The sequence below is a fragment of the Streptomyces sp. NPDC037126 genome (assembly GCF_055605965.1).
Map to the genome: position 1 here is coordinate 85,858 of NZ_JBVJTD010000017.1, position 23,450 is coordinate 109,307.

The window sequence follows — 23,450 nt, forward strand, 5'->3', positions numbered from 1 at the left end:
GTGCGCGTGCTGTTCTCCGGAGGCCTCGGCATGCCGGCCGTGCTGCGACTCGTCCTGCTCGCCAGGGCGGTCCAGGCGGCCGGCAACGAGGTCCGCTTCTGCTGTCCGGCCCGGGCCCGCCACCGTGTGGCCCGGGCCGGACTCGTACCGGTCCTGGCCGGGCCGCAGCAGTTCGGCCGGGCCTGGCGTCCCGATCTGGTGGTCCACGATCCGCTGTGCCCCGACTCGACCGCCATGGCGGCCGCGTCCGGGGTGCCCACCATCGGCTATCTCCCGTACGCCCACCCGCCGTTGGTGCCGCGGCCGACCGTCTGGATCGACCCCTGCCCGCCGCCGCTGCGCGAGCGGCCGGAGCCCGGCGCCTGGCCGGTGCGCTGCGACGCGTACGAACTGCCGGCCAAGCCGACGCCCCGGCTCACGGGCTTCGCGCCGGTGCCGCGCGTCTGCGTCACCGGGGCGCCGGCCGGGTCCCGGCCGCAGGACCGGCGCCGCGCGCGGCTCTTCGGGCGGGCCGCCGAGGCCGTCGAGAGCCTCGGCCTCGCACTCCTCGAACTGACCGGCGACGACCATCCCTGGAGCCTGCTGCTGCCCGGCTGCGTCGCCGTCGTGCACGGCGGCGACGAGGGAGTCGTGTACGCGGCGGCCCGGTTCGGCATCTCCCAGCTGGTGCTGCCCGCAGGGGAGAACGAGCGGCGGGCCGGGGCGCGTCTGGAGGCGGCCGGCATCGGCCGTTGTCTCTCCGACGACGAGCTGGCGGGCGACCCCAGCATGCTGCGGCTGCGCTTCCACATCGCCGAGCTGGTCAACGGCGGCCGTGTGCTGCCCGAGGCGGCCCGTCTGGGCCTGACCATCGCCCGCATGCCCGAGCCCGCGGACCTCGTCCCGGACATCGAGGCGCTCGTGCGCTGACGCCGGGCGGCCGGAACGGCTGTGACGGGTCCGCGCCGGCGGGGGATGTTCGGCGCGGACCCGTCGGTCCGGATGCCCTGTGGGCGGGCCTCCCCGGGCGGCGCCGGTGCGGCGGTCAGGACGCCTCGCTGCGGGCGGCCGGGGGAGGACCCCAGTCTGCCGACCGGCCCTGGAAAACGGCTCGAACACCGGTCGGCGGACCGTGCCCCGCTCAGCGGGACCCGTCGGCGCGCTCCGGGACGAGCCGCTGCGGCGCCGTCCAGGTGAGGCCGATCGACTCGCAGGGGCTGGCGGGCCCGGCCCAGGGGTCCTCGCCGTGGATGTCGAGGATCTGCTCGCGCAGCCACAGGTCGAAGGGGTCCTTCGACTCCGCCCAGCGCTTCCTGGTCCGCTCCGGGTCCGCGGTCTCGAACTCCACGATCACGTAGTCCCGGTTGGGCCGCGGGTCGATGCGCAGCACCTCGTGGGTGATGCCGAGCCGCCGCCGGGAGGCCTCGTACTCGCGCAGGCGCGGCCCTTGCAGCTCCTGGGTGAGCCGGTGCCAGGCCATGGGCTTGGCGTTGCGCAGCGGCACGGTGCGCACCACCGACTGGGTGCCCTGCGCGCTGCGCCGGCCGCCCTTGCGGGGCGCCAGCATCCGCATGCCGAGCGCGGAGAACAGGTTGGACGCCACCCCGTGCGCCCAGCGCTCGGCGATCTTGCCCTCCTCGTCGAACCGCCAGATGACGATGCCGACGGAGACGAACGAGCGGCCGGTGGGCGCGACGCCCAGCAGGTCGCCGAGGTGGGTGCCGCGCCAGGTGTTGTGGATGACGACCATGTCGCCGTGTGCGCTGATGTCCTCGATGGTGACGTGGAAGTCGGGGAACGCCTCACGCAGTCCGCCGATGGTGTACTTCACGCCCTCGGCGCCCTGGGGTGCCCCGGGCAGGCCCTCGTGATCGACGACGTCCGGCCGGTAGAGCTCGTCCACGACCGAGAAGTCGCCCTGGTTGACGAACTCGGCGAAGACGCGCCGGATGCTCGCCTTGTTGCGTTCCTCGGTGCTCTCCCACGCCATCAGCGCGGGATCGGTGGTGGTCGCAGTGGTCACAGCAGCAGTCCTCTCATCGTCCGGGCGTCTGCGAGCGCGCTCACGCCGCGGTGGCGGTGGCGTTCGAAGCCCACCGCGTGGCATAGGCGACGTGTTCGTTTTCCGTGGTGTGCAGGGTGCGGGCCCAGCCGAGTTTCAGCACCCGGTCGCGGAGCCAGATGGCGGCCGGGTTCTGCAAGGCGCCCATCACACCGATGCGGTGGGCGAGCAGTTGCATCGGCCGGGTGCGCTGCTGGCGTTCGGCCTCGTAGCCGCGCAGCGCCTCGGTGACGGTGGCGCCGGGCGCGGCGAGGTGTTCGGCCAGCACGAGGGCGTCCTCGACGGCGAGACAGGCGCCCTGCCCGATGTTGAAGCTGACGGCGTGCGCGGCGTCGCCGAGCAGGGTGACCCGGCCCCGTCCCCAGACCGGGTCGGGCTTGCGGTCCACCACGTCGTCGCGCCGGATGCTCTCCGGCACGGTGGCGTCCAGGATCCGCTGCACCGGGTCGGTCCAGCCGGCGTGCCGGGCACGCAGCATGTCCAGGGTCTGCTCGGGTGTGCCCTCGTCGCGGCCGCCCGCGGGGCCGTTGGCGACGCTCATCCAGTGCACGACGCCGGGGGCGATGTCGTAGTACGTGAAGCGGGTCCCGGGGCCGAACAGGGCCTGGAAGCTGCCGGGTTCGAACTCCTCGGGGCTCATCTTCGCGTGACCGCGCCAGGCGATGCAGCCGGTGTAGTCGGGCGGCTGGGAGCCCAGCAGGCCGGCGCGTACGGCGGAGCGGACGCCGTCGGCGCCGATCAGCACGTCCCCCTCCGCGGAGGTGCCGTCGGCGAAGTGCAGGCTCACTCCGTCGGCGTGCTCGGTGTACCCGGTGACCTCGGCGCCGGTGACGATGGGCGCGTCCACGGCGTCGCGCAGGATGCGGTGCAGGTCGGAGCGGCCGATGGCGACCGTGGGCTGCCCGTAGCGCTCGATGAACTCGCCCACCGGGTAGGTGCCGATGACCCGGCCGGTCGAGGTCGCGAAGCGGCACACGGACTGGACGGGGGCGATCTCGGTGACCCTCTCGGCGAGCCCGAGGTGGGCCAGGGCGAGCATGCCGTTGGTGAAGATGTGCAGTCCCGCGCCGCCGTCGCGCAGTTCGGGCGCGCGCTCGAAGACGACGGACTCGATGCCCTGCTGCTGGAGGGCCAGCGCGGTGGCGATGCCGCCGAGCCCGCCGCCGGCGATGAGGGCCCGGCGGATGGGCCGGGGTGCTTCTTGGGACATGTCCTTCTCCCGGGAGTCGGGGCGGATGGCTTGGGTGTGAACGAGCGTCAGCGGGTCAGCTGGGGCATCTCGCCGGCCGGGTAGCGATCGCCGGCGGTGATGCCGTACGGGGCGATGGAGTCGATCGCCGCCAGGACGTCGCCGGTGAGCCGCACGTCGCTCGCGGAGATGTTCTCCTCCAGATAGGTGCGGCGCTTGGTGCCGGGGATGGCGACCACGTCCTGGCCGCGGGAGAGCACCCAGGCCAGCGCCAGGCGGGTGACGGTGGTGTCGGCCGCGGCGGCGAGGTCGCTGAGCCGGTCGACCACGGGCAGGTTCCGGCGGATGTTCTCGTCCTCGAAGCGGGGCGCGATGCGCCGGAAGTCGAAGCCGCCGTCGGCGATGTCACCGGTGCCGCGGATGGTGCCGGTCAGGAAGCCGCGGCCGAGCGGGCTGTAGGCCACGAAGCCGATGCCCAGCTCGCGCGTGGTCGCCAGCACGCCGTTCACCTCGACGTCGCGGGTGAACAGCGAGTACTCGGTCTGTACGGCGGTCAGCGGATGCACCGCGTGGGCGCGCCGGATGCTCCCGGGGCCCGCCTCGGAGATCCCCAGGTGCCGGACGAGTCCGGCCTCGACGAGCTCGGCGAGCGCGCCGAAGGACTCCTCCACGGGGACGTCGGGGTCGACCCGGTGCAGGTAGTAGAGGTCGAGGTGGTCGGTGCCCAGGCGGCGCAGGGTGCCCTCGATCGACCGGCGGATGTAGTCGGGGCGGCCGTTGACCCGCCACGTCAGTTGGCCGTCGGCGTCGATCTCGCTGCCCACCTTGGAGGAGAGCACGACCTCGTCGCGGCGCCCGGCGACCGCGCGGCCGATCAGCTCCTCGTTGGCGTACGGGCCGTACATGTCGGCGGTGTCGAACAGGGTGACGCCGAGCTCCAGCGCCCGGTGGATGGTGGCGAGTGCCTCCGTCGCGTCCGTTTCGCCATAGCCGATCGTCATGCCCATGCAGCCGAGCCCCTGGGCCGAGACGTCGAGGCCGGGCTTTCCCAGCGTGCGGTGTCCGATTGCCATGCGATGTGTCTCCTTGGAATCACGCATTACGTCTGATGACTGGGATGAGGGCAGGGCCGTGGTGGGCCGCGCTGCCCTGCCGGAGGAGCCGTTTCAGGCCGGGACCGGTGCCTGCCAGGTCATCGAGAGGCCGGTGTAGACGTACCGGCTGGCCTCGATGCCGAGCAGCACGACGCGGTGGCCGGGGCGGATGCGTCCCGAGGTCCAGCCCGCGTCCAGCGACAGCGGCACCGCGGCGGAACCGGTGGCCCCCACATCGGCCAGGTTCTCCACGATCCGCCCGGTGAGCGCCTGGTTCTCCTCGGCGGACAGACCGGCGGACTCGTACTCGCCGGCGAAGTAGTCGGCGTTGCCCTCCGGCAGCACGATCGCGTCGAACTCCGAGAGGGGGCGGCCCTCCTTGCGCGTCAGCTCCTGGATCGCGCGGACGAACACCTGCGGCCCGAAGGACGAGGTGCCCGGCACGTCGATCTTCATCTGGATCAGCTGGCGGCGGCGCAGCTGCTCCGCCTGCGACACGTCCGTACCACCGCCGATGATCTCCATCCCCGGCTTGCGCAGGCCGCCCACGCAGGCGTTGACGAAGGTGGACGCGTCCGCCCGTGGGCCGGCCGGGTCCTGTGCGGCCTCGGCCCGCAGCACCACGGCCCCCGCGCCGTCGCCGAACGTGTACAGCGTCAGCCGGTCCCGCATCCGCACGCGCGCCGGGTCCTTGTCCAGGAACAGCGGCGCCATCAGCGGCGAGACGCACTCGCTGCCCACCACGAGAGCGGTGCGCGCCGTCCCGTCGGACAGCTGCCGCCTGGCCAGGTCGAGTGCCTGCACCCAGCCCGCGCAGGCCCCGCGGATCTCGATCGCGGCGATGCTCTCCAGACCCAGGTAGTGCTGCAGCGTGGTGGCCACATTGGGCAGCGTGTACTCCGGCGTCGCCGTGCACACCACGATCAGGTCGACCTCGCCGGGCTCCACACCGGCCCGTTCCAGGGCCTGCCGGGAGGCACGCTCGGCCATCCGGCTGTTGTTGATCACGTGCTCGCCCGTCGCCGGGTCGATCATCCAGTACCGGGTCTTGACCTGGATGCCGTCGAGGACGTCGTCCGGCAGCGGCCCGACGTACTTCTCCAGCGCGGCGTTGTCCAGCGGATCACCGGGCACATAGCCGCCGGTGGAGAGGATCTTCACGTCGTACGCGGCGCTCATCGGCCGGGCTCCGTTCCGTGCAGGGGGGCGGGGGAAAGGACGAGCGAGGTGTGGGTGCCGCCGAGGGACGAGCTGTTGACCACGACGGGGCGCCGGGCGCGACCGCCGCGCCAGGCGCCGACGGCGAGGACCACCGACAGGTGGGCACCCGCGCCGGCCGGCTCGCCGAGCACCCGCTTCGGGGCCTCGAACCGCACCCGCTCCAGGTCGAACACCCGCTCCACGGCCGCCCGTTCAGGACGGTCGGCGGCGGCGAGACCCGCCGCGTTCGCCCACACGGCCCCGACGTCCTCGGGGCGCAGCCCGGCGCCGTCCAGCGCCGCGCGCATCGCCCGCTCCACGCCCTCGCCCGACGGGTCCCAGCGGCCGATGCCGCAGGCGTCCGAGACGGTCGCATGGCCCAGGACCACGGCGTGGATCGGGGCACCGCGCCGCTCCGCGCTCTCCCGGCGCTCCAGCACCAGCGTGATGCCGGCCTCGGCGAGCGTGTACCGGCGCCCGGCCGCCGTACCGAACAGCGGGATGGCGCGGTACGCGTCCAGCGCGCCCGGCGAGAAGGCCTCCACCGCGGGCACCAGCAGGCGCTCGGCGCGACTGGTGCGCAGCATGTCGTACGCGGCGCCCAGCGCGGCGGCGCCCGCCGCGTGGCCCGAAGTCAGCGTCGACGTCGGCCCCTTGGTACCGAGGGCCATGGCGACCTGACCGGCCGCACCGTTGTACACGGTGGCCGGGAACACGGCCGGGTTCGCGGCCTGCGCGCCCGCCGACAGCACCGGGGCGGTGAACCGCTCGCTGCTCTCCATCGGACCGATCGCGGTGCCGACCACCACGCCGGTCGCGGCCGTGGCGGCCGCGTCGCCGTACGCGTCCGCGTGTCCCAGGGCCGCCCGGCAGGCGGCGACGGCGAGCTGGGAGATCCGGTCCATGCGCCGGCGCTCCCGGGCGGTGCCCGCGGCCGAGGGGTCGAACTCGACCCGGGCCAGGCGCAGTCCGTCCTCCAGAACACCCTGCCGCCGCCCGGCCGCGTACGCGTTCCAGAGCGCCTCGGCGCCCTCGCCCGCCGAGGTGAGCACACCGAAGCCGGTGACCACGACGTCGTCAGGACCAGAGTCCGCAGCCGGCACAGCGCCGCCGCCGGGGCGGGCGAAGGCGACCGTGGCGTTGGCCCCGGCGAACCCGAAGTTGTTGGACAGCGCGGTGTCCAGCACCATCGGGCGGCCCGTCCCCGCCACCGGGTCAAGACCGCACTGCGGATCCTCCCCGGCGAAGGAGGCGGTGGGCGGCGCCACCTGGTCGCGCAGCGCCAGCACCGTGACGATGCCCTCCACCGCACCGGCCCCGCCGAGCAGATGCCCGATCAGCGACTTGGTGCTGGACAGGGCGGTCTTCTCGGCGGCGTCGCCGAACGCGGCACGCACCGCGTTGCTCTCCGCCGCGTCGTTCTTCTGCGTGCCGGTGCCGTGCCCGTTGACGTACCGGACGTCGCCGGGGGTCAGGCCCGAGGAGGACAGGGCCGCACGGATCGCCCGCGCCGCGCCCTCCCCCTCGGGGTGCGGCGCCGTCGGGTGGTGGCCGTCCGCGGACAGGCCGTAGCCCAGCACCTCGGCGACGACCGGGGCGCCGGTCCGCTCGGCCGCCGCCTGCGACAGCAGCACGAGCATGCCGCTGCCCTCGCCCAGCGACAGGCCCGAGCGGCCCTTGGAGTAGGGGGCCGCGGGCTGCACGGAGAGCGACTCCAGGCTGCTGAACCCGGCGAACGCCGACTCGGTGAAGGCGTCGCTGCCGCCCACGAGCATCGCGTCCGCGCGGCCCGCCCTGATCACGTCCAGGGCGTGGGCGAGCGCGTGCGCGCTGGAGGCGCAGGCCGTGTTGGCGCTGAGCACCGGACCCTTGAGGCCGAAGGCGGCCGACAGCGCCTCCGCGGCGGCCTGCGGCGGTACGAACGTGTACCGGTGCCAGTCGGGGGTGCGGCCCTCCTGCACCTGGCGCAGGGCGAGTTCGGCGCTGCGCCAGCCGCCGTGGCAGGTGCCGTACGCGACGCCCCAGCGTTCGGCCGGGATGTCCGTGCCGACCTTCAGGCCCGAGGCGGCCATGGCCTCCTCGGCGGCGGTCAGCGCGAAGTCCACGCAGGAGTCGCGGACGCCGGAGCCCGGGGCGTAGTCGTAGGCGGGGGAGGGGCGTTCGGTGATCTCGCCGCCCACGGTGGTCTGGTAGCCGTCCATGGGCAGACCGCGTACGGGCGAGATCGCGACCCGCCCCGCGCGCACCCCGTCCCACAGGGCCTCGGCAGAACCGCCCTGCGAGGTGATCGCGCCCACGGCGGCGATCACGACGCGGACGGCCTGGTCAGGAACGTCACTCATGCGTCTGCTTCCCTTTCTGGACAGGCCTGTTCGGCGCTCACGCGGGCCTGGACAGGCTGAGGGCCACCGCCTGGCCCTCGATGCCCCGGGCCAGCGCCATCGCGTGTGCGGGCCTGGACTCCCGGGCGCTGCCGCGGACATGGTCCAGTGCGCACGCGGGGTCGGGGTCGTCGAGGTTGAGCGTCGCGGGCAGCACCCCGTGGTGCAGGGCCAGCGCGCACACGGCGGCGTTCAGCGCACCGCCGCCGCCGACGAGGTGACCCGTCTGCGGCTTCACGGCGCTCACCGGCACGGACGCGGCGGCCGCGCCCAGCGCGGTGCGCAGTCCCGCGCTCTCCGAGGCGTCACCGAGCCGGGTCCCCGAGCCGTCGGCGGCGATGTAGCCGAGGTCGCTCGCGGACAGCCGGGCGTCCCGCAGCGCGTGCCGCACCGCCCGCGACAGGCCCCGGCCCCGGGCGTCCGGCGCCGGCGGCGTACCGCAGTCGTGGCCGGCGCCGTAGCCGGTCAGCTCGGCGTAGATGCGGGCGCCGCGGCGCAGCGCCGCCTGCTTCTCCTCCAGCACCAGCAGCGCGGCACCCTCGCCGGGGACCGCTCCGCCGCGCTCGCGGTCAAAGGGCCGGTACGCCGCCTGACCGCGGTCGTTGCGCGTGGTCAGCACGCCGAGCCGGTCCAGCAGCGTCATCGCCCACCAGTCGGTGGCGTCCTCGTAGCCGCCCGCGATCACCACGTCCGCGTCGCCGCGGCGCACCGCGCGCATGCCCCGGCCGATCGCGGTGGCCCCCGCGTCCGCGCCGCCCGCGAAGAACGAGCTGGAGCCCCGGATGCCGTACGTCTGCGAGATGTTGAACACCGCGCCGGGCTGCAGCCCTTCGACGAAGAACAGCGGCGGCATGATGACGTCCGCGTGCCGGCCCAGGTGCGCCAGGTCGGCCCGGCCGTCCGGGCGGCGGATGACCTTCAGCTCCTCGATCAGCTGGTCCATGCGGCCGATCGACTTGTTGCCCCCGAGGTAGAGGCCGGCCCGGTGGCCGAGTTCCTCGCCCCCGGCCTGGTTGTGCGCCAGACCCGCGTCGTCGAGGGCGAGCCGGGCGGCGGCCAGCGCGAGGCGGTCGCCGCGGTTGATGGTGCGCAGCTGGCGCTTGCTGGCGAACCGGGTGGCGTCGAAGTCGCGGATCTCGCCGCCCAGCCGGGTCTGCAGCGGCGAGGGGTCGTAGGCCCGGATCGGGCCGATCCCGCACTCGCCCGCCACCATCGCCTTCCAGTTGGCCTCGGGGCCTTCCCCCAGGGCGGTCAGCAGGCCGATGCCGCTGACGACGACCTGGCGTCCGGTGCCGCTCATCGCTGCTCCTCCGTCTCGGCGTCTTCGTTCTCGTAACGCCCCACGACCAGGCCGACGTTGGTGCCGCCGAAGGCGAAGGCGTTGATGAGGGCGTGCCGCACCTCCTGCTTGCGCGCCGTGTTGGGGACGAAGTCGAGGTCGAGCTTGCGGTCGGGGCTCTCCTGGTTGATGGTCGGCGGCACCAGACCGTGGTTGATCGCCCCGATCGCGGCGAACACGCTCAACGAGGCACCCGCCGAGGTGAGGTGACCGGCCATCGACTTGGGCGAGCTGACCAGCAGCCGGTAGGCGTGGTCGCCGAACACCCTCTTGATCGCCGTGGTCTCCGACAGGTCGTTTCCGTGGGTGCTGGTGCCGTGTGCCGCGACGTAGTCGATGTCGGCCGGTTCGAGACCGGCGTCCGCGATCGCGGCCTGCATGGACTCGATGGCCCCGCTGCCGTCCGGCGGTGAGTCGGTGACCCGCCAGGCGTTGAGGCTGGTGCCGTAGCCCAGGACCTCGGCGAAGATGTGCGTCCCGCGGGCGCGGGCCGACTCCAGGTCCTCCAGGACGAAGGCGACGCCGCCCTCGCCGAGGACGAACCCGGACCGCTTCCCGTCGAAGGGGCGGCTGGCCCGCGTGGGGTCGTCGTTGTACTCCTTGGTCAGCGCCCCCAGCAGGCTGAAGCCCACCAGGTCGAGCCAGGACGTCAACGAGTCGTAGCCGCCCGCGAGCATGAGCGTCGCGTCACCCTCCTGAAGGGTGCGGAAGGCCTCTCCGATGGCGTGCCCGGAGCCCGAGCAGGCGGTGGACACACCCAGCATCGGGCCGGTCGCGTCCAGCATCCTGGCCATCGCGGCGGTGGGGATGCTCTGGCTGTAGGACAGCGAGTCCGAGGGCGCGTACGGGAAGAACGCGTCGCTACGGCCGGTCTCCTCGCGCAGCGCCCCGACGTCCACCAGCCACTGGAGGTCCGGTCGGTCCACGCTGGCGCCCATGGCCACGCCCATGTCCGCGCTGTCGTAGGTGTCCTTGTCGACACCCGCGTGGCGCAGCGCCTCCCAGGCCGCGCCCACGCCGAAGGTGCCCGGCCGCAGCAGGTGGCGCAGGCCGACCCAGGCGGGCACGGCCTCGGCGAGGTCGAAGTCCTTGACCTCGCCGGCGATGGTCACGTCGTGGCCGGTGGTGTCGATCGAGGTCAACTGCCCGACCCCGCTGCGTCCTTCGGCCAGACCCCGCCAGGTGCTCTCGGCGTCGTTGCCGAGCGGCGTGACGGCGCCCATGCCGGTGACGACCACTCTGCGGTTCATCGCAGCGCCTCCGTCCCCGGCCGGCTGCCGGCGCGGTCGATCAGGTGTGACCGCATCATCGGCCTCCCTCGGTCGTGGACCGCCCCAGGCCGAGCTGCGGGGTCCGGCCGTCAAGCCTCATGCCGATCGTCTCCTTCTGCCGTGTGTGTGCTGTGGGGTGCCGTGTCGGGCGTCGTGCGGGTGGGCGGCCCGGAACCGGGGGCCGTGCCTGGCGGGTCGGCCGGGCACACCAGGACGGCGTTGGCCACGGCGAGACCTCCGCTGTGGCTCAGGGAGATGTCGATGTGGTACGTGCCGAGGGCCCGGGCGACGGACTCCACCTCGCCGTGCAGCCGGACCCGGGGGCGTCCGCCGCGGTCGTTGACGACCTCGATGTCCGTCCACTCCATGCGCGGGGTCATTCCGGTCCCGAGGCACTTGAGTACGGCTTCCTTGACGGCCCAGCGGCCCGCGAGGTGTTCGCCGGTGCGTCTGCGGCGGTCGCAGTAGGCCAGCTCGCGGGGGGTGAACACCTGCTCCCGCAGGTCGGGTTGCGAGGCCATCAGCTTCTCGACCCGGGCCACCTCGGCCACGTCCACGCCGGTGCGCACCCGCAGCGGCGGCGGGCCGGGGCGGCCGGGTGACCGCCCCGCGCCCGGCTCACGCAGCGGCTGCGGCGAGTGAGGCACGCTCGGCCACCAGGTCCGTCAGGTTCTGCACGGTGAACAGGGTCAGCACCTCGTCCGCCGTGAGCTTGCCCGCCAGCTCCTGCACGTCGATCTGCGGCAGGGACTTCTTCAGCTGCGCCAGGCCGACCTCGTTGATGATGTCGTCCTCGTCGGCGAACTCCTCGTCGGGGATGCCGCCCTGGAGGAGTTCGGCGATGTCCGCGACCTTGATCTTCACGTCCGAGGCCCGCTCGATGCGGAACAGGACGTCGAGCAGGTCGATGGACTCGGCGTCCAGGTCGCCCAGCAGGGTGGCCTCGGGCACGACCTCCTCGATGTCGATGCCCAGCGCGTCGGCGACGGCGTCCTGGACGATGGTGGAGAAGTTCTTCTCCTGGTACGACATGTGTTCTTACCCTTCGTGAACAGTTGTTGCTGATGGACGGGCCGGGATGGTGCGGCGGGCCGACGGCTGTCGGGGTGTCAGGACGCCACCGGTTCCTGCCAGGTGTCCGGGGTCAGGGAGGAGCAGAGCGCCGCCAGGCGGCGCGGGTCCCCGCTGGAGCGGGTGTGGACCTCGTCGAGCGTCCGGCGGGCGAGCCCGCTGAGCACCCGGCCGGGGCCGATCTCGGTGTACGCGCTCACCGGGTGCCGTGCTGCCGTGCGCAGCACCTCGACCCAGCGGACGGGGCCGGTGAGCTGGCGCCGCAGCAGTTCCCTGGCCTCCTCGCCGGTGCGGACGTAGGTGCCGGAGACCGAGCTGATCACCGGCAGGACCGGATCGGCGAACGGCCGGGCGGCGAGCGCCTCGGTGAACTCCTCCTCCACCGCCTGCATCAGCGAGCAGTGGAAGGGGGCGCTCACCTTCAGCGGCACGACCCGCTCGGCGCCGGCGCCCAGCGCGACCCGGCCGGCCTCCTCGACGGCGCGGGCGTGCCCCGAGATGACGGTCTGCAGCGGCTCGTTGTAGTTCGCGACCTGGACCAGGCCGAAGCCGTCGGCGTCGGCGCAGGAGGCCAGCACCTTGTCCGCGGGCAGGCCGAGGACGGCCGCCATCGCGCCGGGCACCTCGGCGGCCACCTCGCCCATCAGCCGGCCGCGCAACTGCACCAGTTCCAGGGCCGATTCCAGGGACAGTACCTCCGCGGCCACCAGGGCCGGGTACTCGCCGAGGCTGTGGCCCGCGCTCGCCCCGGGCCGGTAGCCGGCCGTCCGCAGCACTTCCCACACGGCGAGGCTGGTCGTGGCGATCGCGGGCTGGGTGATCTCGGTGCGGGCGAGTTCCTCGGCGCTTCCGCTCACGCAGATCCGCGACAGCGGCAGGCCCAGGATCTCGTCGGCACGTGCGAACAGCCGCCGGGCCGAGTGATAGGTGTCGAGCAGGTGTGCGGCCATGCCGGGCCGTTGCGAGCCCTGTCCTGGGAACATGGCCAGGCAGCTGGTCTGCGTGCCGCGGCCGTCGAAGCCGGTCCGACCGGTCATCAGGTACTCCTTCCGTGAGTCGGTGCGGGGGTGCGCTGCCAGCCGGCCGCGTCGGGTGCGGTGGCCGGCTCGGGGCGGTTCCAGGCGGCCGGCCTGCCCCAGCCGCGGCCGGCGGCCCGCGGCGCCTCCTGCGCGTCGGGGGCGCGGAGCACCGCGGTGAGCACGACCAGCAGCGCGGCCAGTTCCTCCGGCGTCGGGTTGCCCCGCAGCACCGACAGCGGGGTGGCCTCCAGCGTGCTCACAGCGGCTCGTTGCCGTGCTTGCGCAGCGGCTGCCTGGCCCGCTTGGTGCGCAGCATGTCCAGGGACTTGATCAGCACCCGCCGGGTGTCCGCCGGGTCGATGACGTCGTCCACATGACCGCGCCGGGCGGCGACGAAGGGGTTCATCAGCTGCTCGGTGTACTCGGCGACCAGCTCGCGGCGCACCTTCTCCGGTTCCGCGGCCGCGTTGATCTGCCGGCGGAAGATGATGTTGGCCGCGCCGTCGGCGCCCATCACGGCCGTCTGGTTGGACGGCCAGGCGAACGACAGGTCGGAGCCGATCGACTTGGAGTCCATGACGATGTACGCGCCGCCGAACGCCTTGCGCAGGATGACCTGCACGCGCGGCACCGTCGCCTCGCAGTACGCGTACAGCAGCTTCGCGCCGCGCCGGATGATCGCGTTGTGCTCCTGGTCGGTCCCGGGCATGAACCCCGGCACGTCGACCAACGTCACGAGCGGGATGTTGAACGCGTCGCAGGTGCGCACGAACCGTGCGGCCTTCTCCGAGGAGTCGATGTCGAGCACCCCCGCCATGGCGGCGGGCTGGTTGCCGACGACGCCCACCGTGTGGCCGTCCAGCCGGGCCAGGGCGCACACGATGTTCGGCGCCCACCTCTCCTGGACCTCCAGGTAGTCGCCGTCGTCGACGATGTGGCCGATGACCGTCCTGATGTCGTACGGCGTGCGGTCGTCGACCGGCACCAGGCGCAGCAGTTCCTCGCAGCGCCGGTCCGGTTCGTCCAGGGGCCTGGTGTACGGCGGCGTCTCGGCGTTGTTCGACGGCAGGTAGGAGAGCAGTTCCCTGACGCCCTCGAAGCAGGACTCCTCGTCCGGGGCCACGAAGCTCGCCACGCCGGTTCGCGTGCCGTGGGTGTAGGCGCCGCCGAGCTCCTCCTGCGTGATCTTCTCGCCGGTCACCGCCTGCACCACGTCGGGCCCGGTGATGAACATGTTGGCCATGCCCTCGACCATGAACGTGTAGTCGGTGAGCGCGGGGGAGTAGACCGCGCCACCCGCGCAGGAGCCCAGCACGACGCTGATCTGCGGCACCACGCCCGAGGCGCGGACGTTGCGGGCGAAGAGCTTGCCGAAGCCCGCCAGGGCGTCGATGCCCTCCTGGATGCGGGCGCCGCCGCCGTCGTTGAGCCCGATGACCGGGGCGCCGACGGAGTCGGCGAGGTCGAGCAGCTGGTGGATCTTCGCGGCGAACGTCGCGCCCAGCGCGCCGCCGCGTACCCGGGCGTCATGGGCGAAGACGAAGACCGTACGGCCGTCGACCTCGCCCCAGCCCGTGATCACTCCGTCGCCCTCGGGGTGGGAGTCCTCCATGCCGAAGCCCGTCGCCCGGTGCTCGGCGAACAGCCCGAGTTCGGTGAACGTGCCCGGGTCGAGCAGCGTCTCGATGCGCTGACGGGCCAGCAGCTTGCCCTTGGAGAGATGGCGGGCGTCGGCCTCCGGGTCGTGGCCGAAGTGGGCCTCCGCCCGGCGGGCGGTGAGCTCGTCGGTCAGATCCGTCATCGTCGCGGTGCGTACCGGTGCCGTGATCTCGGGATCGGTCTCGTCGAGGTCAGGCAGCACGGCCTGGGGAGCGTCCGGAAGAGCCATTGCGGTCCCTCTCTGTCCTGCCCTGTCGCTTCGGGGCCTTCGCAGCAACCCTCGGACACGGGGATGGGCGCAGGCCTTGAGCGCGTCTTGACGGGACTGGAGCGCCTCTTGACCGGGGGTGTAATCCCAGGCCGGCGCCAATGAACCAGGTGTGGTGACGGGACCTGGGACGTGCGCGAAGAGCCCTGGACGGGCGCCCCCGGGAGAGCCCGGGAGGGGGTCTAGGCGGAGGGCCGGACGGCCTCGGCCGCCTCGTCCACGTGACCCGTCCTGAGCCCGGCCGCGAAGCTGCGCTGCAGGCCGTCCAGCCGGTAGCGGGTGGGCAGGTCGGCCACGGCGGGCTCGGCCACCGTCAGGAAGTGGGCCTCCACCAGCTGCTCGCAGGCGTCCTCGACCGTGGCGAAGTCCTTGCCCAGCACCGGGCACGCCAGATCGGCGTCGAACTCGGACACCGTCAGGTCGGCCAGGCAGCGCAGCACCTCGCGGGCGTCGTCGGGCAGCGCGTTGTAGGACGCGGTGAAGCTGGCGCGCACGCTCAGCGAGCTGTGCGTCAGCTCGTCGAGCCGCCGCCCCACGTCGCTCAGCCGCTCCGCGTAGCGGCGCAGCGACCAGTGGGGCCGGGCGTTGAGCCGTACGGCGGCGGCGCGCAGGGCGAGCGGCAGCCCGCCGCAGTACCGGGCGATCGCGGCGGCCGCGGCCGGCTCCTGGGTGACCCGCTCGCCGCCCAGCAGCCGGGCCAGCAGCCGCACACTGTGCCCATGCGGCAGCTCGGCCAGGTTCAGGACGCGGGCGCCGAGCGGCGTGCTGAGCCGGCCTCTGCTGGTGAGCAGCACCGCGGAGTCCCCGCTGCCCGGCAGCAGCGGCTGCACCTGCTCGTCGTCGAAGGCGTCGTCCAGCGTGATCAGCAGCCGGCGCCCGGCGAGGGCGAGCCGGTAGACCTCGGCGCGCTCGTCGGGATCGGCCGGGATCTCGTCCGGGTCGGTCCCGAGCGCGCGCAGCAGCCGCCCCAGGATCGCGTGCGGATCCGCGGGGCGCGCGCCGCTGCCGCGCAGCGCCGCGTACAACTGCCCTTCCGGGAAGGCGGACCGGAGCCGGTGCCCCAGGCGCACGGCCAGCGCGGTCTTGCCGACCCCGCCGCCGCCGACGACCACCACGGCGGGCGGCTGGGTGGCCGAAGGATGCGTCAGGGTCCGCTGGACCAGGTCGAGTTCGCGCTCGCGGCCGGTGAAGTCGGGCAGGTCCAGCGGCAGCATGTGCGGCACCGCGGACCGGGGCCGGGCAGCGACGGGGGCGGGGTGCGTCCCGACCCCGTGCGGCTCCGCGCTCCGCTCGGGCACCGGGGCGACAGAGGCCGCCTCGCCGCGCAGGATGGTCTCGTAGAGCTGCTGCACCCGCGGCGAGGGGTCGGTGCCGAGCTCCTTGGCGATCAGCTCGCGCATCGACTGGTAGTGCTCCAGGGCGTCGACGCTGCGCCCCTCCAGATACAGGGCGAGCATCAGGCGTTCGCCGAGCTGCTCGGAGAGCGGGTCGGTCAGCAGGGCGGCGCGCAGCTCCGCGAGGACGGCGGCGGGGCGCTCCAGCCGGATCTCGGTGTCCGCCCATTGGCTCAGTGCCTCGTGGTGCAGCTGCCGCAGCGTCTCGCGGACCCGGGCCGCCCAGTCGCTGTGCATGCCGCCCAGCGCGTCGCCCCGCCACAGGGCCAGGGCCTGTTGGAGCAGCACGCTGCGTTCCTGGTCGCGGAGTGTCTCCTGCTGGGCGTCCTTGAGCAGGCGGCGGAACCGCACCAGGTCCACCGCGCCGGGATCCGTCGAGACCAGATAGCCGGCCGGCGATCTGACCAGGCCGATCGGCTCGGGCAGTTCCGCCGAGGCGCGGTCGAGCGCACGGCGCAGCCGGGTGACGTAGGTGTGGACGACGTTGCGGACACCGGCGGGCGGCCGGTCCCCCCACACGCGGTCGACGAGGGACTCCAGCGGCACCGGGCGCTCGGGATCGACCAACAGGGCGCCGAGGATGCTGCGTTGCCGTGCGGGGCCGATGTCGGCCAGGGCGCTGCCCGTCCACAGTTCTATCGATCCCAGTATCCGGATCTCCATCGAAGACCACCCGTCCCTTCCGTGGCCGGAAAACTAACTCCGGCCGGTGCAGCGCTCCTCGATTCCTGCTCTGCCCCGACGGAGTGGCTCATTCCGCTTGCCTGCCCGGGCCGGGAGCCGTCGGACCTGCGCCCTTCACGGGACGCGCACGAGCGGCACTCGCGCTCCAGCGGAGCGCGAGGGACAGGCGAGGGGAGCGGCCTAGCGTCACCGAACGAACCGAACCAGCCACTGCCTGAAGGAGCCCCCATGGCCACCGAGGAGCACGAGTTCACTCTGCCCGGCGCGGACCTGCCCCAGCCCGACGAGGAGCTGCGCAAGCGGCGCGAGGCGGTCGTCATCGAGCACACCGTCGCCGAGGGCGCCTGGGACATCGACGGAGTGATCGCGACGTTCCCGCGCGGCGGCGTGTACCGGGTCATCCCGTTCGAGGAGTCCCCGCTGATCGGTGAAGAGGCCATCAAGAAGGGCTACTTCGCCGAACTGCAGAAGGCCTTCCCGGTCGCCGACCACAGCCTGTTCCACGTCCACCACACGCCGACCGCCGTGATCGTGGAGGCCCAGTTCCGCGCCAAGCAGGAGGCGGACTGGCGCGGCATCCCCAACCGCGGCAAGACCGTCGACGCCCCCGTGGCGATCTTCTTCCACTTCGACGGCGACGTGCTGATCGACGAGACGCTCTACTTCGACATGGCCACCTTCGCCCGTCAGCTCGCCTGACCACTCGCGCCGGGGCGCCGCAGCCGGCGCCCCGGAGGCCCGGGCCCCGCCCACCGCCGACCGACAAGGACCACCCATGAGCGTGTCCAGGACGGACCGGAAGAAGAAGCCGCCGGCGACCCACTCGGCCGGGGTGCGCCCGATCCTCCTCGAGGCAGCGGGCCTCACCCTGTCCGGCCTGCTGGCCGAACCGCCCGACGGCCCGCCGCGGGCCACCGTCGTCGCCGTGCACGGCGGCGGCATGCTCGCGGGCTACTTCGACGGGCAGGTCCACCCCGACCTGTCCCTGCTCACCCTCGGCGCCCGCCTCGGCTTCACCGTGCTGGCCCTCGACCGGCCCGGCTACGGCACCTCCGCCCGGCAGATACCCGCCGGCATGACCCTCGGCGAGCAGTCCGCCGTGCTCTCCGCGGCGCTCGACGCCTTCGCCGCCCGGCACGCCGTCGGGCGGGGCTTTCTGCTGCTCGCCCACTCCTACGGCGGCAAGCTCGCCCTCACGACCGTCGCGGACACCCCCGGCCTGCTCGCCCTCGACGCCTCCGGCGTCGGCCATCGTTTCAGCGTCGCGCCCACCGGCCGGCGGCTGCGCCGCAACCTCGACTGGGAGCGCAACTGGGGCCCGCTGGGCCTGTATCCGGCGGGCACCTTCCGCGCGGCCGAGGCCCTGGTCGCGCCCATGCCCGAGCGTGAGGCCTCCGAAGTGGACCTGTGGCCGAAGATGTTCGAGGACCTGGCCCCCCGGATCGACATCCCGCTGCGGCTGACCTTCGCCGAGCACGAGGGCTGGTGGGTGCACGAGGAACAGGACCTCGACCAGCTGGCCTCCCTGCTGACCAAGGCACCCGTGCTCCGGATCGGGCACCAGCCCCGCGCGGGCCACAACATCAGCCTCGGCCTGGCGGCACGCTCCTATCACCTGAGCGCGTTCGCCTTCTTCGAGGAGTGCCTGCAGTCCGCCGCCGAGACCCGTCCCTGAACCCGGACCCGCACCGAGCCGTACGAACCGACACCGGAGGACCGCCGGCGCGCTGTGCGTCGTAGCGGCGCCAGGAGCCGTCCATGGCACCAACGCGGCCAGTGGATCCTCCGGGCGTGTACGGCGGTCCGGTCACGCCCCTGCCCTGAGCCCGGTCGACAGCCCCGGACCGGGCCGGCGGACCCGTCCGGCCGGCGACGGCGCGGCCGACGGCAACGCGGCGTCCAGGCGGACCGGTTCGGTGCCCACCGCCGAGACCAGGGCGCCCAGGCGGGAATCCGTCAGGTCCGTGACGTAGAGGTCCTCGAAGCGCAGGGGCGCCCCGTCCGCCCGGCCGTCGAGCGGAAGCTCCGAGAGGTCGAGACTGCCGAGCGCGTCCAGATCCGTCCTGCCGATCTTGATCAGCGCCTCCTTGCGCACCCACTGGCGCAGGAAGGCGCGGCCGGGATCCGCGTCCGCGGTCACCAGCGCGCGCTCGGCGGCGGTGAGCGCACGGTCCATGACCCCGGGGCCATGAGCGCGCCCCAGGCGCTCCACGTCGATGCCCACCGGGACGTGACCGGCGGCCGCGGCCACCACGCCGTCGGTGTGGGAGAGGCTCAGACACACGTCAGGACGGCCCGCGAGCAGCGGCCTGCCGTGGTCGGTCCCCCGGCACGTCGGGCAGCGCTGGGCGAAGGGCACCTCGGCCGGGGCGACGCCCAGCAGCCACCCCGCGCAGAACCGGACCAGGACGTGCGCGGCGAGGAAGTCCCGGCGGGCCGGCTCCCGGTGGAACCGCGCGAGGCGCCGCCGTTCCCGGTCGTTCAGCAGGTGCGTCCCCGCCGCCGGATGCCGCAGCACCTCGTCGGTGCCCGCGGCCACGGCCACCGGACCGTCCGTGTCAGTCATCTTCGCGGTGCGGGTCGCCGTCAGCGGCCGTCGGTGCCGGCCAGGACGCGGTCGACCAGCTCGCCGACGGTGACCCCGGCCAGCTCGGCGCGCCGGATGTCCACGCCGTACTCACGCTTGACCGTGACCATCAGGTCGGCGAGATCGAGCGAGTCGATCTCCAGCGTGTCGATGACGGTCTCCGCAGAGGTGGCGTCCTCCGGAATTCCGAGGGCGATGAGTTCGGTACGGAGCAGCCCGTGCACGGACTCCGCGGTCACCTCAGTGGACTGGGACATGGAATTTCTCCTCATGATTGCTCGGAAAGTGAGCCGTAGGCGATGCGGGTGCGCCTTCGCATTCTCTCCAGTCGCACTCGACAAATCCTTGAAAGGAACTGGAAGGATGCTTGAGGAATTCCCGAAGAATACTGGAATTGTGCTCACGGTCGCAGAGCAGGAAACGCGCGTGATCCGTGGTGCGCCGGAGAGTCCGGTCCCGGGGGCAAGGGGGAGCGTGGTTCTGTCCAGCATCCGCTGAAGGCTGCCATGACCTGCAGAGACACCGCTTTTGCCGGGGTTCGGGCAGGCCGTGGCGGGCACCCGGAAGGAACCGGAACACGCGGTCGCGGCAAGGGGCGGGCCTTTTCTTCGACCTGTGCGATTTTCCACTGTGACACTGGCCCGGCACGGTGTCCATATCCCGGTCCGCGACCCGGAGAGCGCCCGCCGGGGAGTATTGCCTGCCCGGATCGGCCCGCGTATTGTCGGTGCAATGCATGATGACGTGGTAATCACAGGCATAGGCGCGCTGACCCCGGTCGGAAATGACCGGGAGAGCAGCTGGGAAGCGATCGTGGCGGGCCGGTCGGGCGTGGGCCCCATCACCGCTTTCGATCCCACAGGACTGAACACCCGGATCGCCGCGGAAGTGAAGTCGTTCCGAACTTCCGAGCATTTTGACGCCAAACGCACCCGGCGCATCTCCCGGTTCACGGCGTTCGCCGTCGTGGCGGCGCGCGAGGCGGTGGCCGACGCGAAGCTGGACATCGACGACGACAACCGGGACCGGGTGTCGGTCGTGGTGAACGCCGGGGCGGCGGGCTTCGACACCATCGAGGCGGCCACCCGGCTGCTGGTCGACGGCGAGGAGCCGAGCGCCTACTTCGTGCCCTACTCGCTGACGAACATGCCCAGTTGCGAGGTGGCGATCGACCTCGGCACCCACGGCCCGACCAACGCCAACGCGCTTGCCTGCGCGAGCGGCCTGTACGCGCTGCTGGACGCGCGGCGCCTGATCCTCTCCGGCGAGGCGGACGTGGTCGTCTGCGGCGGCACCGACGCGGCGATCACGCGGTCCTTCATGACCGGCCTGTCCACCCTGGGCGCGCTCTCCCAGCGCAACGACGACCCCACCCGGGCGAGCCGCCCCTTCGACGTGGACAGGGAAGGCTTCGTGCTGGGCGAGGGGGCGGTGATCATGGTCCTGGAGTCCGCCGAGCACGCCCGCCGGCGCGGGGTCACCCCGTACGCCGCCGTCAACGGTGGCGCGTTGACCTGTGACGCCTTCCACGTCACCGCCCCCAACCCGACGGGCGAGTACGCCACGGCCGCGATCAGGACCGCCGTCCAGCGGGCCGGTGTCGCCCCCGAGGACCTCGACTACATCTGCGCCCACGGCACGTCCACCAAGGCCAACGACCGCACCGAGTCCGCGGCCATCCGCGCCGTGTTCGGCGCCGCGGCGGACCGGATCGCCGTGAGCAGCCCGAAGTCGAGCGTCGGCCATCTGGTCGGCGGCGCGGGCGCCTTGGGCGCGATGGTGTGCGCCATGGCCATCCGCGACGGCGTCGTGCCGCCCACGATCAACCTGGACTCGCCCGACCCCGAGTGCGACCTGGACCATGTGGCCAACGTCGCGCGGCGGATACCCGTGCGGACGGCGATGGCGAACGCCTTCGGGTTCGGCGGCCAGAACTGCGTCGTGGTGTTCAGCGCCCCCGAGCCCGCCTGAGCACGCGCAGGAGGCCCTGCCGGGCCGCGTCCGGTTCGGCCTGTCCACCGTCGCCCTGCTGACCGAGGGTCTGATCGTCACCCTCCGGGGCTGACACACCGCCCGCGCACCCCTGCCGAGACCCTGTGGCGGCGCTCCCGCCTGCCCGCGCGGGCCCGGACCAGGCCCGCGCCTCCTCACCACCTCGCGTGCGCCACTCGGCTCAGCAATATCCGAGATGGATGAGCGGCCCAGATCCAACATCCTTGTAATCATGTATGACAGGAGTACCGACAATCCGGGGGTCCTGGCGGCCCTGGCGGTGCGGCCATGACGGCCAAACGGTTCACCGCGACCGTCGTGGGTGGTGGCATCGGCGGACTGGCCGCAGCGGCGGCACTCGCACGTTGCGGCCTCGACGTAACGGTCGTCGAACGCGCACCGAGCTTCGAGCCCGCGGGCTCGGGCCTGATGCTCTACCCGAACGGCGTTGCCGCCGCGGACGCCATCAGCAGTCGACTCGGCCGGCGCATCCGCGAATCCGGGCACGTGATACGACCGGACGAGGAGCGCCTGCTGCTCAGCGCCTCCGGCCGGATCCTCGCGCGGGAGAAGATCGGCCGACTGGGTTGGCCCGACGGAACTCCGTCGATCTCCATCCTGCGCACAGCCGTACAGGAAGCGCTGATCGACGACGTCTCCTCCGCCGGCGCCGAGGTCCGGATGGGCACGGTGGTGTGCGACTACGCGACGGACGACGGCCCGGTCTCCCTGCGGCTGTCCGACGGCAGCACCCACTCCACGGACCTGCTGGTGGCCGCGGACGGGATCTGGTCGGCAGTGCGCCGGCAGATGCTCGCGGACGGACCGCCCCGGTACTGCGGTTACACCTCGGTGCGCAGCCACACGCCGGGCAACTGGCCATGGCCCCAGGGCTTCGTGGCCAACGGGAACGGCGTCCAGATATACGCCGCTCCGGTTGCCGACGGCACGCTCTACTGGACGGCCAAGATCACCGCCCCACCCGGAACCTGGCGGCAGCACGGCCCGGAGGCGGCGCAACGACGGTTGGCGGAACTGCTCGACGGATGGCCCGACCCGATCGTGCGGCTGGTCACCAGCAGCGACCCCGCCGATGTCGCGGTCACCGACGTCCACGATCGTGACCCCGTCTCGCGGTGGGTGGACGGCCGCGTGGTCCTGCTCGGCGACGCGGCGCACCCCATGGCCCCGGCCCTGGGACAAGCGGCGAACATGGCGCTCGAAGACGCCGTCGTCCTCGCCTCGGAGCTGCGCACCCACGTCGTGGACGGCGGTCGCGGCGACTTCGGCAGCGCGCTCCGCGCCTACCAGCGACAGCGCGTGGAACGCACCGCCCGGGTGGTACTCCTCTCCCGCCGCCAGGGCCTGCTGGACCAGGGAACGGGCACGGTCCAGTCGCTCGTACGCAATACCGCCATGAGTCTGCGCGGGCGCAAGGACGCGGCGCTCCACGAGATCACCCGGTGGGCCGTCCCGGCCTTCGCGGCGTAACCCCGTCGACGGTTCCTGACACACGGCCGGGAGGACACGATGAACAGGCGACGACGATCCCGCCGGGATCCGTCCCGGCACGGTGCCGACGCGCAGGCGGGCTCCGTCCTCGCCACCCGGCTCATGGCCGCACGCAGGCGGCCGGATCCGGACCGGAAGCCCGACCTGCCGCAGCAGTACACGCCGGCGGATCTGATCCGCCTTTTCACCGAGGACATCCGCACCGTCATCGAGCGCGACCCGTCCATACAGACGTTCGCGGAAGCCCTGCTGCATCCGGCACTGCCCGCCCTGTGCGTCCACCGCGTGGCGCACCTGCTCCACAGGCGCGGCGCCCGGCTGATCGCGCGCGCCCTGATGACAGGTGCCCGGGCGCTGACCGGTACGGAGATCCACCCGGGTGCCACGCTGGGCCGCAGGGTGCTCATCGACCACGGTGCGGCCGTCGTGATCGGTGAAACGGCAGTGGTGGGCGACGACGTCACCATTTACCACCAGGTCACCCTCGGAGCGGTCGGCTGGTGGCGGGACAACCGCAGGCTGCCCGGAGAACGGCGCCACCCGGCGATCGGCAGCGGTTCCGTCCTGGGCGCCGGCGCCACCGTCCTCGGACCGGTGGTCGTCGGTGACAGAGCCGTGATCGGGGCACAGGCCCTCGTCCTGGCGGACGTACCCGCTGACACTCATGTGGTGGCCGCGACCGCGGCACCCACATCGCATGGCGCACTGCCCAAGACAGCGTGGATGCCCTGATCGGACGGCCTGTCTCC

General features: G+C 73.0%; 21 protein-coding genes. 6 read left to right on the plus strand and 15 right to left on the minus strand.

The window, feature by feature from the left end:
• Positions 1 to 909: a glycosyltransferase gene (locus ACZ7FF_RS31390; protein ID WP_470816388.1), complete on the plus strand. Its 909-nt coding sequence runs from the start codon at positions 1 to 3 to the stop codon at positions 907 to 909.
• A 211-nt stretch (positions 910 to 1,120) separates the two neighbouring features.
• Here the strand turns inward: ACZ7FF_RS31390 and ACZ7FF_RS31395 are convergent, their stop codons facing one another.
• The 13 genes from ACZ7FF_RS31395 to ACZ7FF_RS31455 form a co-directional block, all read right to left on the minus strand.
• Positions 1,121 to 2,002: an ester cyclase gene (locus ACZ7FF_RS31395; protein WP_470816390.1), complete on the minus strand. Its 882-nt coding sequence runs from the start codon at positions 2,000 to 2,002 to the stop codon at positions 1,121 to 1,123.
• A 40-nt stretch (positions 2,003 to 2,042) separates the two neighbouring features.
• The gene (locus tag ACZ7FF_RS31400; protein WP_470816392.1) at positions 2,043 to 3,251 is read right to left on the minus strand and encodes an FAD-dependent oxidoreductase; all 1,209 of its coding nucleotides are present in this window, start codon (positions 3,249 to 3,251) and stop codon (positions 2,043 to 2,045) included.
• A gap of 47 nt (positions 3,252 to 3,298) precedes the next feature.
• Positions 3,299 to 4,303: an aldo/keto reductase gene (locus tag ACZ7FF_RS31405; RefSeq protein ID WP_470816395.1), complete on the minus strand. Its 1,005-nt coding sequence runs from the start codon at positions 4,301 to 4,303 to the stop codon at positions 3,299 to 3,301.
• 93 nt (positions 4,304 to 4,396) lie between these two features.
• Complete coding sequence (locus ACZ7FF_RS31410; protein WP_470816397.1) at positions 4,397 to 5,503, minus strand: 3-oxoacyl-ACP synthase III family protein; 1,107 nt, start codon at positions 5,501 to 5,503, stop codon at positions 4,397 to 4,399.
• Positions 5,500 to 7,866, minus strand: a complete 2,367-nt coding sequence (locus ACZ7FF_RS31415) for a beta-ketoacyl synthase N-terminal-like domain-containing protein (RefSeq protein ID WP_470816400.1) — start codon at positions 7,864 to 7,866, stop codon at positions 5,500 to 5,502. The genes ACZ7FF_RS31410 and ACZ7FF_RS31415 overlap by 4 nt, the downstream gene beginning before the upstream one ends.
• A gap of 37 nt (positions 7,867 to 7,903) precedes the next feature.
• Positions 7,904 to 9,205 carry a beta-ketoacyl-[acyl-carrier-protein] synthase family protein gene (locus ACZ7FF_RS31420; RefSeq protein WP_470816402.1) on the minus strand — a complete coding sequence of 434 codons (1,302 nt, stop codon included), beginning with the start codon at positions 9,203 to 9,205 and terminating at the stop codon, positions 7,904 to 7,906.
• A complete protein-coding gene (locus ACZ7FF_RS31425; RefSeq protein ID WP_470816404.1) occupies positions 9,202 to 10,494 on the minus strand; it encodes a beta-ketoacyl-[acyl-carrier-protein] synthase family protein in 1,293 nt (430 codons plus the stop codon). The genes ACZ7FF_RS31420 and ACZ7FF_RS31425 overlap by 4 nt, the downstream gene beginning before the upstream one ends.
• Positions 10,495 to 10,604: 110 nt before the next feature.
• Positions 10,605 to 11,162 carry a holo-ACP synthase gene (gene acpS / locus ACZ7FF_RS31430; protein ID WP_470816406.1) on the minus strand — a complete coding sequence of 186 codons (558 nt, stop codon included), beginning with the start codon at positions 11,160 to 11,162 and terminating at the stop codon, positions 10,605 to 10,607.
• A complete protein-coding gene (locus ACZ7FF_RS31435; RefSeq protein WP_470816408.1) occupies positions 11,134 to 11,547 on the minus strand; it encodes an acyl carrier protein in 414 nt (137 codons plus the stop codon). The genes acpS and ACZ7FF_RS31435 overlap by 29 nt, the downstream gene beginning before the upstream one ends.
• Before the next feature lie 77 nt (positions 11,548 to 11,624).
• The gene (fabD, locus tag ACZ7FF_RS31440; protein WP_470816409.1) at positions 11,625 to 12,623 is read right to left on the minus strand and encodes an ACP S-malonyltransferase; all 999 of its coding nucleotides are present in this window, start codon (positions 12,621 to 12,623) and stop codon (positions 11,625 to 11,627) included.
• The gene (locus tag ACZ7FF_RS31445; protein ID WP_470816411.1) at positions 12,623 to 12,865 is read right to left on the minus strand and encodes an acyl-CoA carboxylase subunit epsilon; all 243 of its coding nucleotides are present in this window, start codon (positions 12,863 to 12,865) and stop codon (positions 12,623 to 12,625) included. Before ACZ7FF_RS31445 ends, fabD begins: the two co-directional genes overlap by 1 nt.
• Positions 12,862 to 14,406, minus strand: coding sequence for an acyl-CoA carboxylase subunit beta (locus ACZ7FF_RS31450; protein ID WP_470816555.1), 1,545 nt, complete (start codon positions 14,404 to 14,406; stop codon positions 12,862 to 12,864). Before ACZ7FF_RS31450 ends, ACZ7FF_RS31445 begins: the two co-directional genes overlap by 4 nt.
• 308 nt (positions 14,407 to 14,714) lie before the next feature.
• Positions 14,715 to 16,589, minus strand: a complete 1,875-nt coding sequence (locus ACZ7FF_RS31455) for an AfsR/SARP family transcriptional regulator (RefSeq protein ID WP_470816413.1) — start codon at positions 16,587 to 16,589, stop codon at positions 14,715 to 14,717.
• Between the two features lie 249 nt (positions 16,590 to 16,838).
• Here ACZ7FF_RS31455 and ACZ7FF_RS31460 point away from each other — a divergent pair, with 249 nt between their 5' ends.
• Positions 16,839 to 17,309: a nuclear transport factor 2 family protein gene (locus ACZ7FF_RS31460; RefSeq protein WP_055705649.1), complete on the plus strand. Its 471-nt coding sequence runs from the start codon at positions 16,839 to 16,841 to the stop codon at positions 17,307 to 17,309.
• A gap of 76 nt (positions 17,310 to 17,385) precedes the next feature.
• A complete protein-coding gene (locus ACZ7FF_RS31465; RefSeq protein WP_470816415.1) occupies positions 17,386 to 18,285 on the plus strand; it encodes an alpha/beta fold hydrolase in 900 nt (299 codons plus the stop codon).
• 132 nt (positions 18,286 to 18,417) lie between these two features.
• Here the strand turns inward: ACZ7FF_RS31465 and ACZ7FF_RS31470 are convergent, their stop codons facing one another.
• Both ACZ7FF_RS31470 and ACZ7FF_RS31475 read right to left on the minus strand, forming a co-directional pair.
• Positions 18,418 to 19,176: a 4'-phosphopantetheinyl transferase family protein gene (locus ACZ7FF_RS31470; RefSeq protein WP_470816417.1), complete on the minus strand. Its 759-nt coding sequence runs from the start codon at positions 19,174 to 19,176 to the stop codon at positions 18,418 to 18,420.
• Between the two features lie 20 nt (positions 19,177 to 19,196).
• Positions 19,197 to 19,454, minus strand: a complete 258-nt coding sequence (locus ACZ7FF_RS31475; protein WP_470816418.1) for a phosphopantetheine-binding protein — start codon at positions 19,452 to 19,454, stop codon at positions 19,197 to 19,199.
• A gap of 475 nt (positions 19,455 to 19,929) precedes the next feature.
• On the opposite strand from ACZ7FF_RS31475, the gene fabF reads away from it, so the two are divergent.
• The 3 genes from fabF to epsC all read left to right on the plus strand — a co-directional run bounded on the left by fabF (position 19,930) and on the right by epsC (position 23,433).
• On the plus strand, positions 19,930 to 21,168 hold the full coding sequence (fabF, locus tag ACZ7FF_RS31480) for a beta-ketoacyl-ACP synthase II (protein WP_470816420.1): 1,239 nt from the start codon (positions 19,930 to 19,932) through the stop codon (positions 21,166 to 21,168).
• Between the two features lie 309 nt (positions 21,169 to 21,477).
• On the plus strand, positions 21,478 to 22,680 hold the full coding sequence (locus ACZ7FF_RS31485; RefSeq protein ID WP_470816422.1) for an FAD-dependent oxidoreductase: 1,203 nt from the start codon (positions 21,478 to 21,480) through the stop codon (positions 22,678 to 22,680).
• A gap of 39 nt (positions 22,681 to 22,719) precedes the next feature.
• A complete protein-coding gene (epsC, locus tag ACZ7FF_RS31490) occupies positions 22,720 to 23,433 on the plus strand; it encodes a serine O-acetyltransferase EpsC (RefSeq protein WP_470816424.1) in 714 nt (237 codons plus the stop codon).
• Positions 23,434 to 23,450 lie beyond the last annotated feature (17 nt).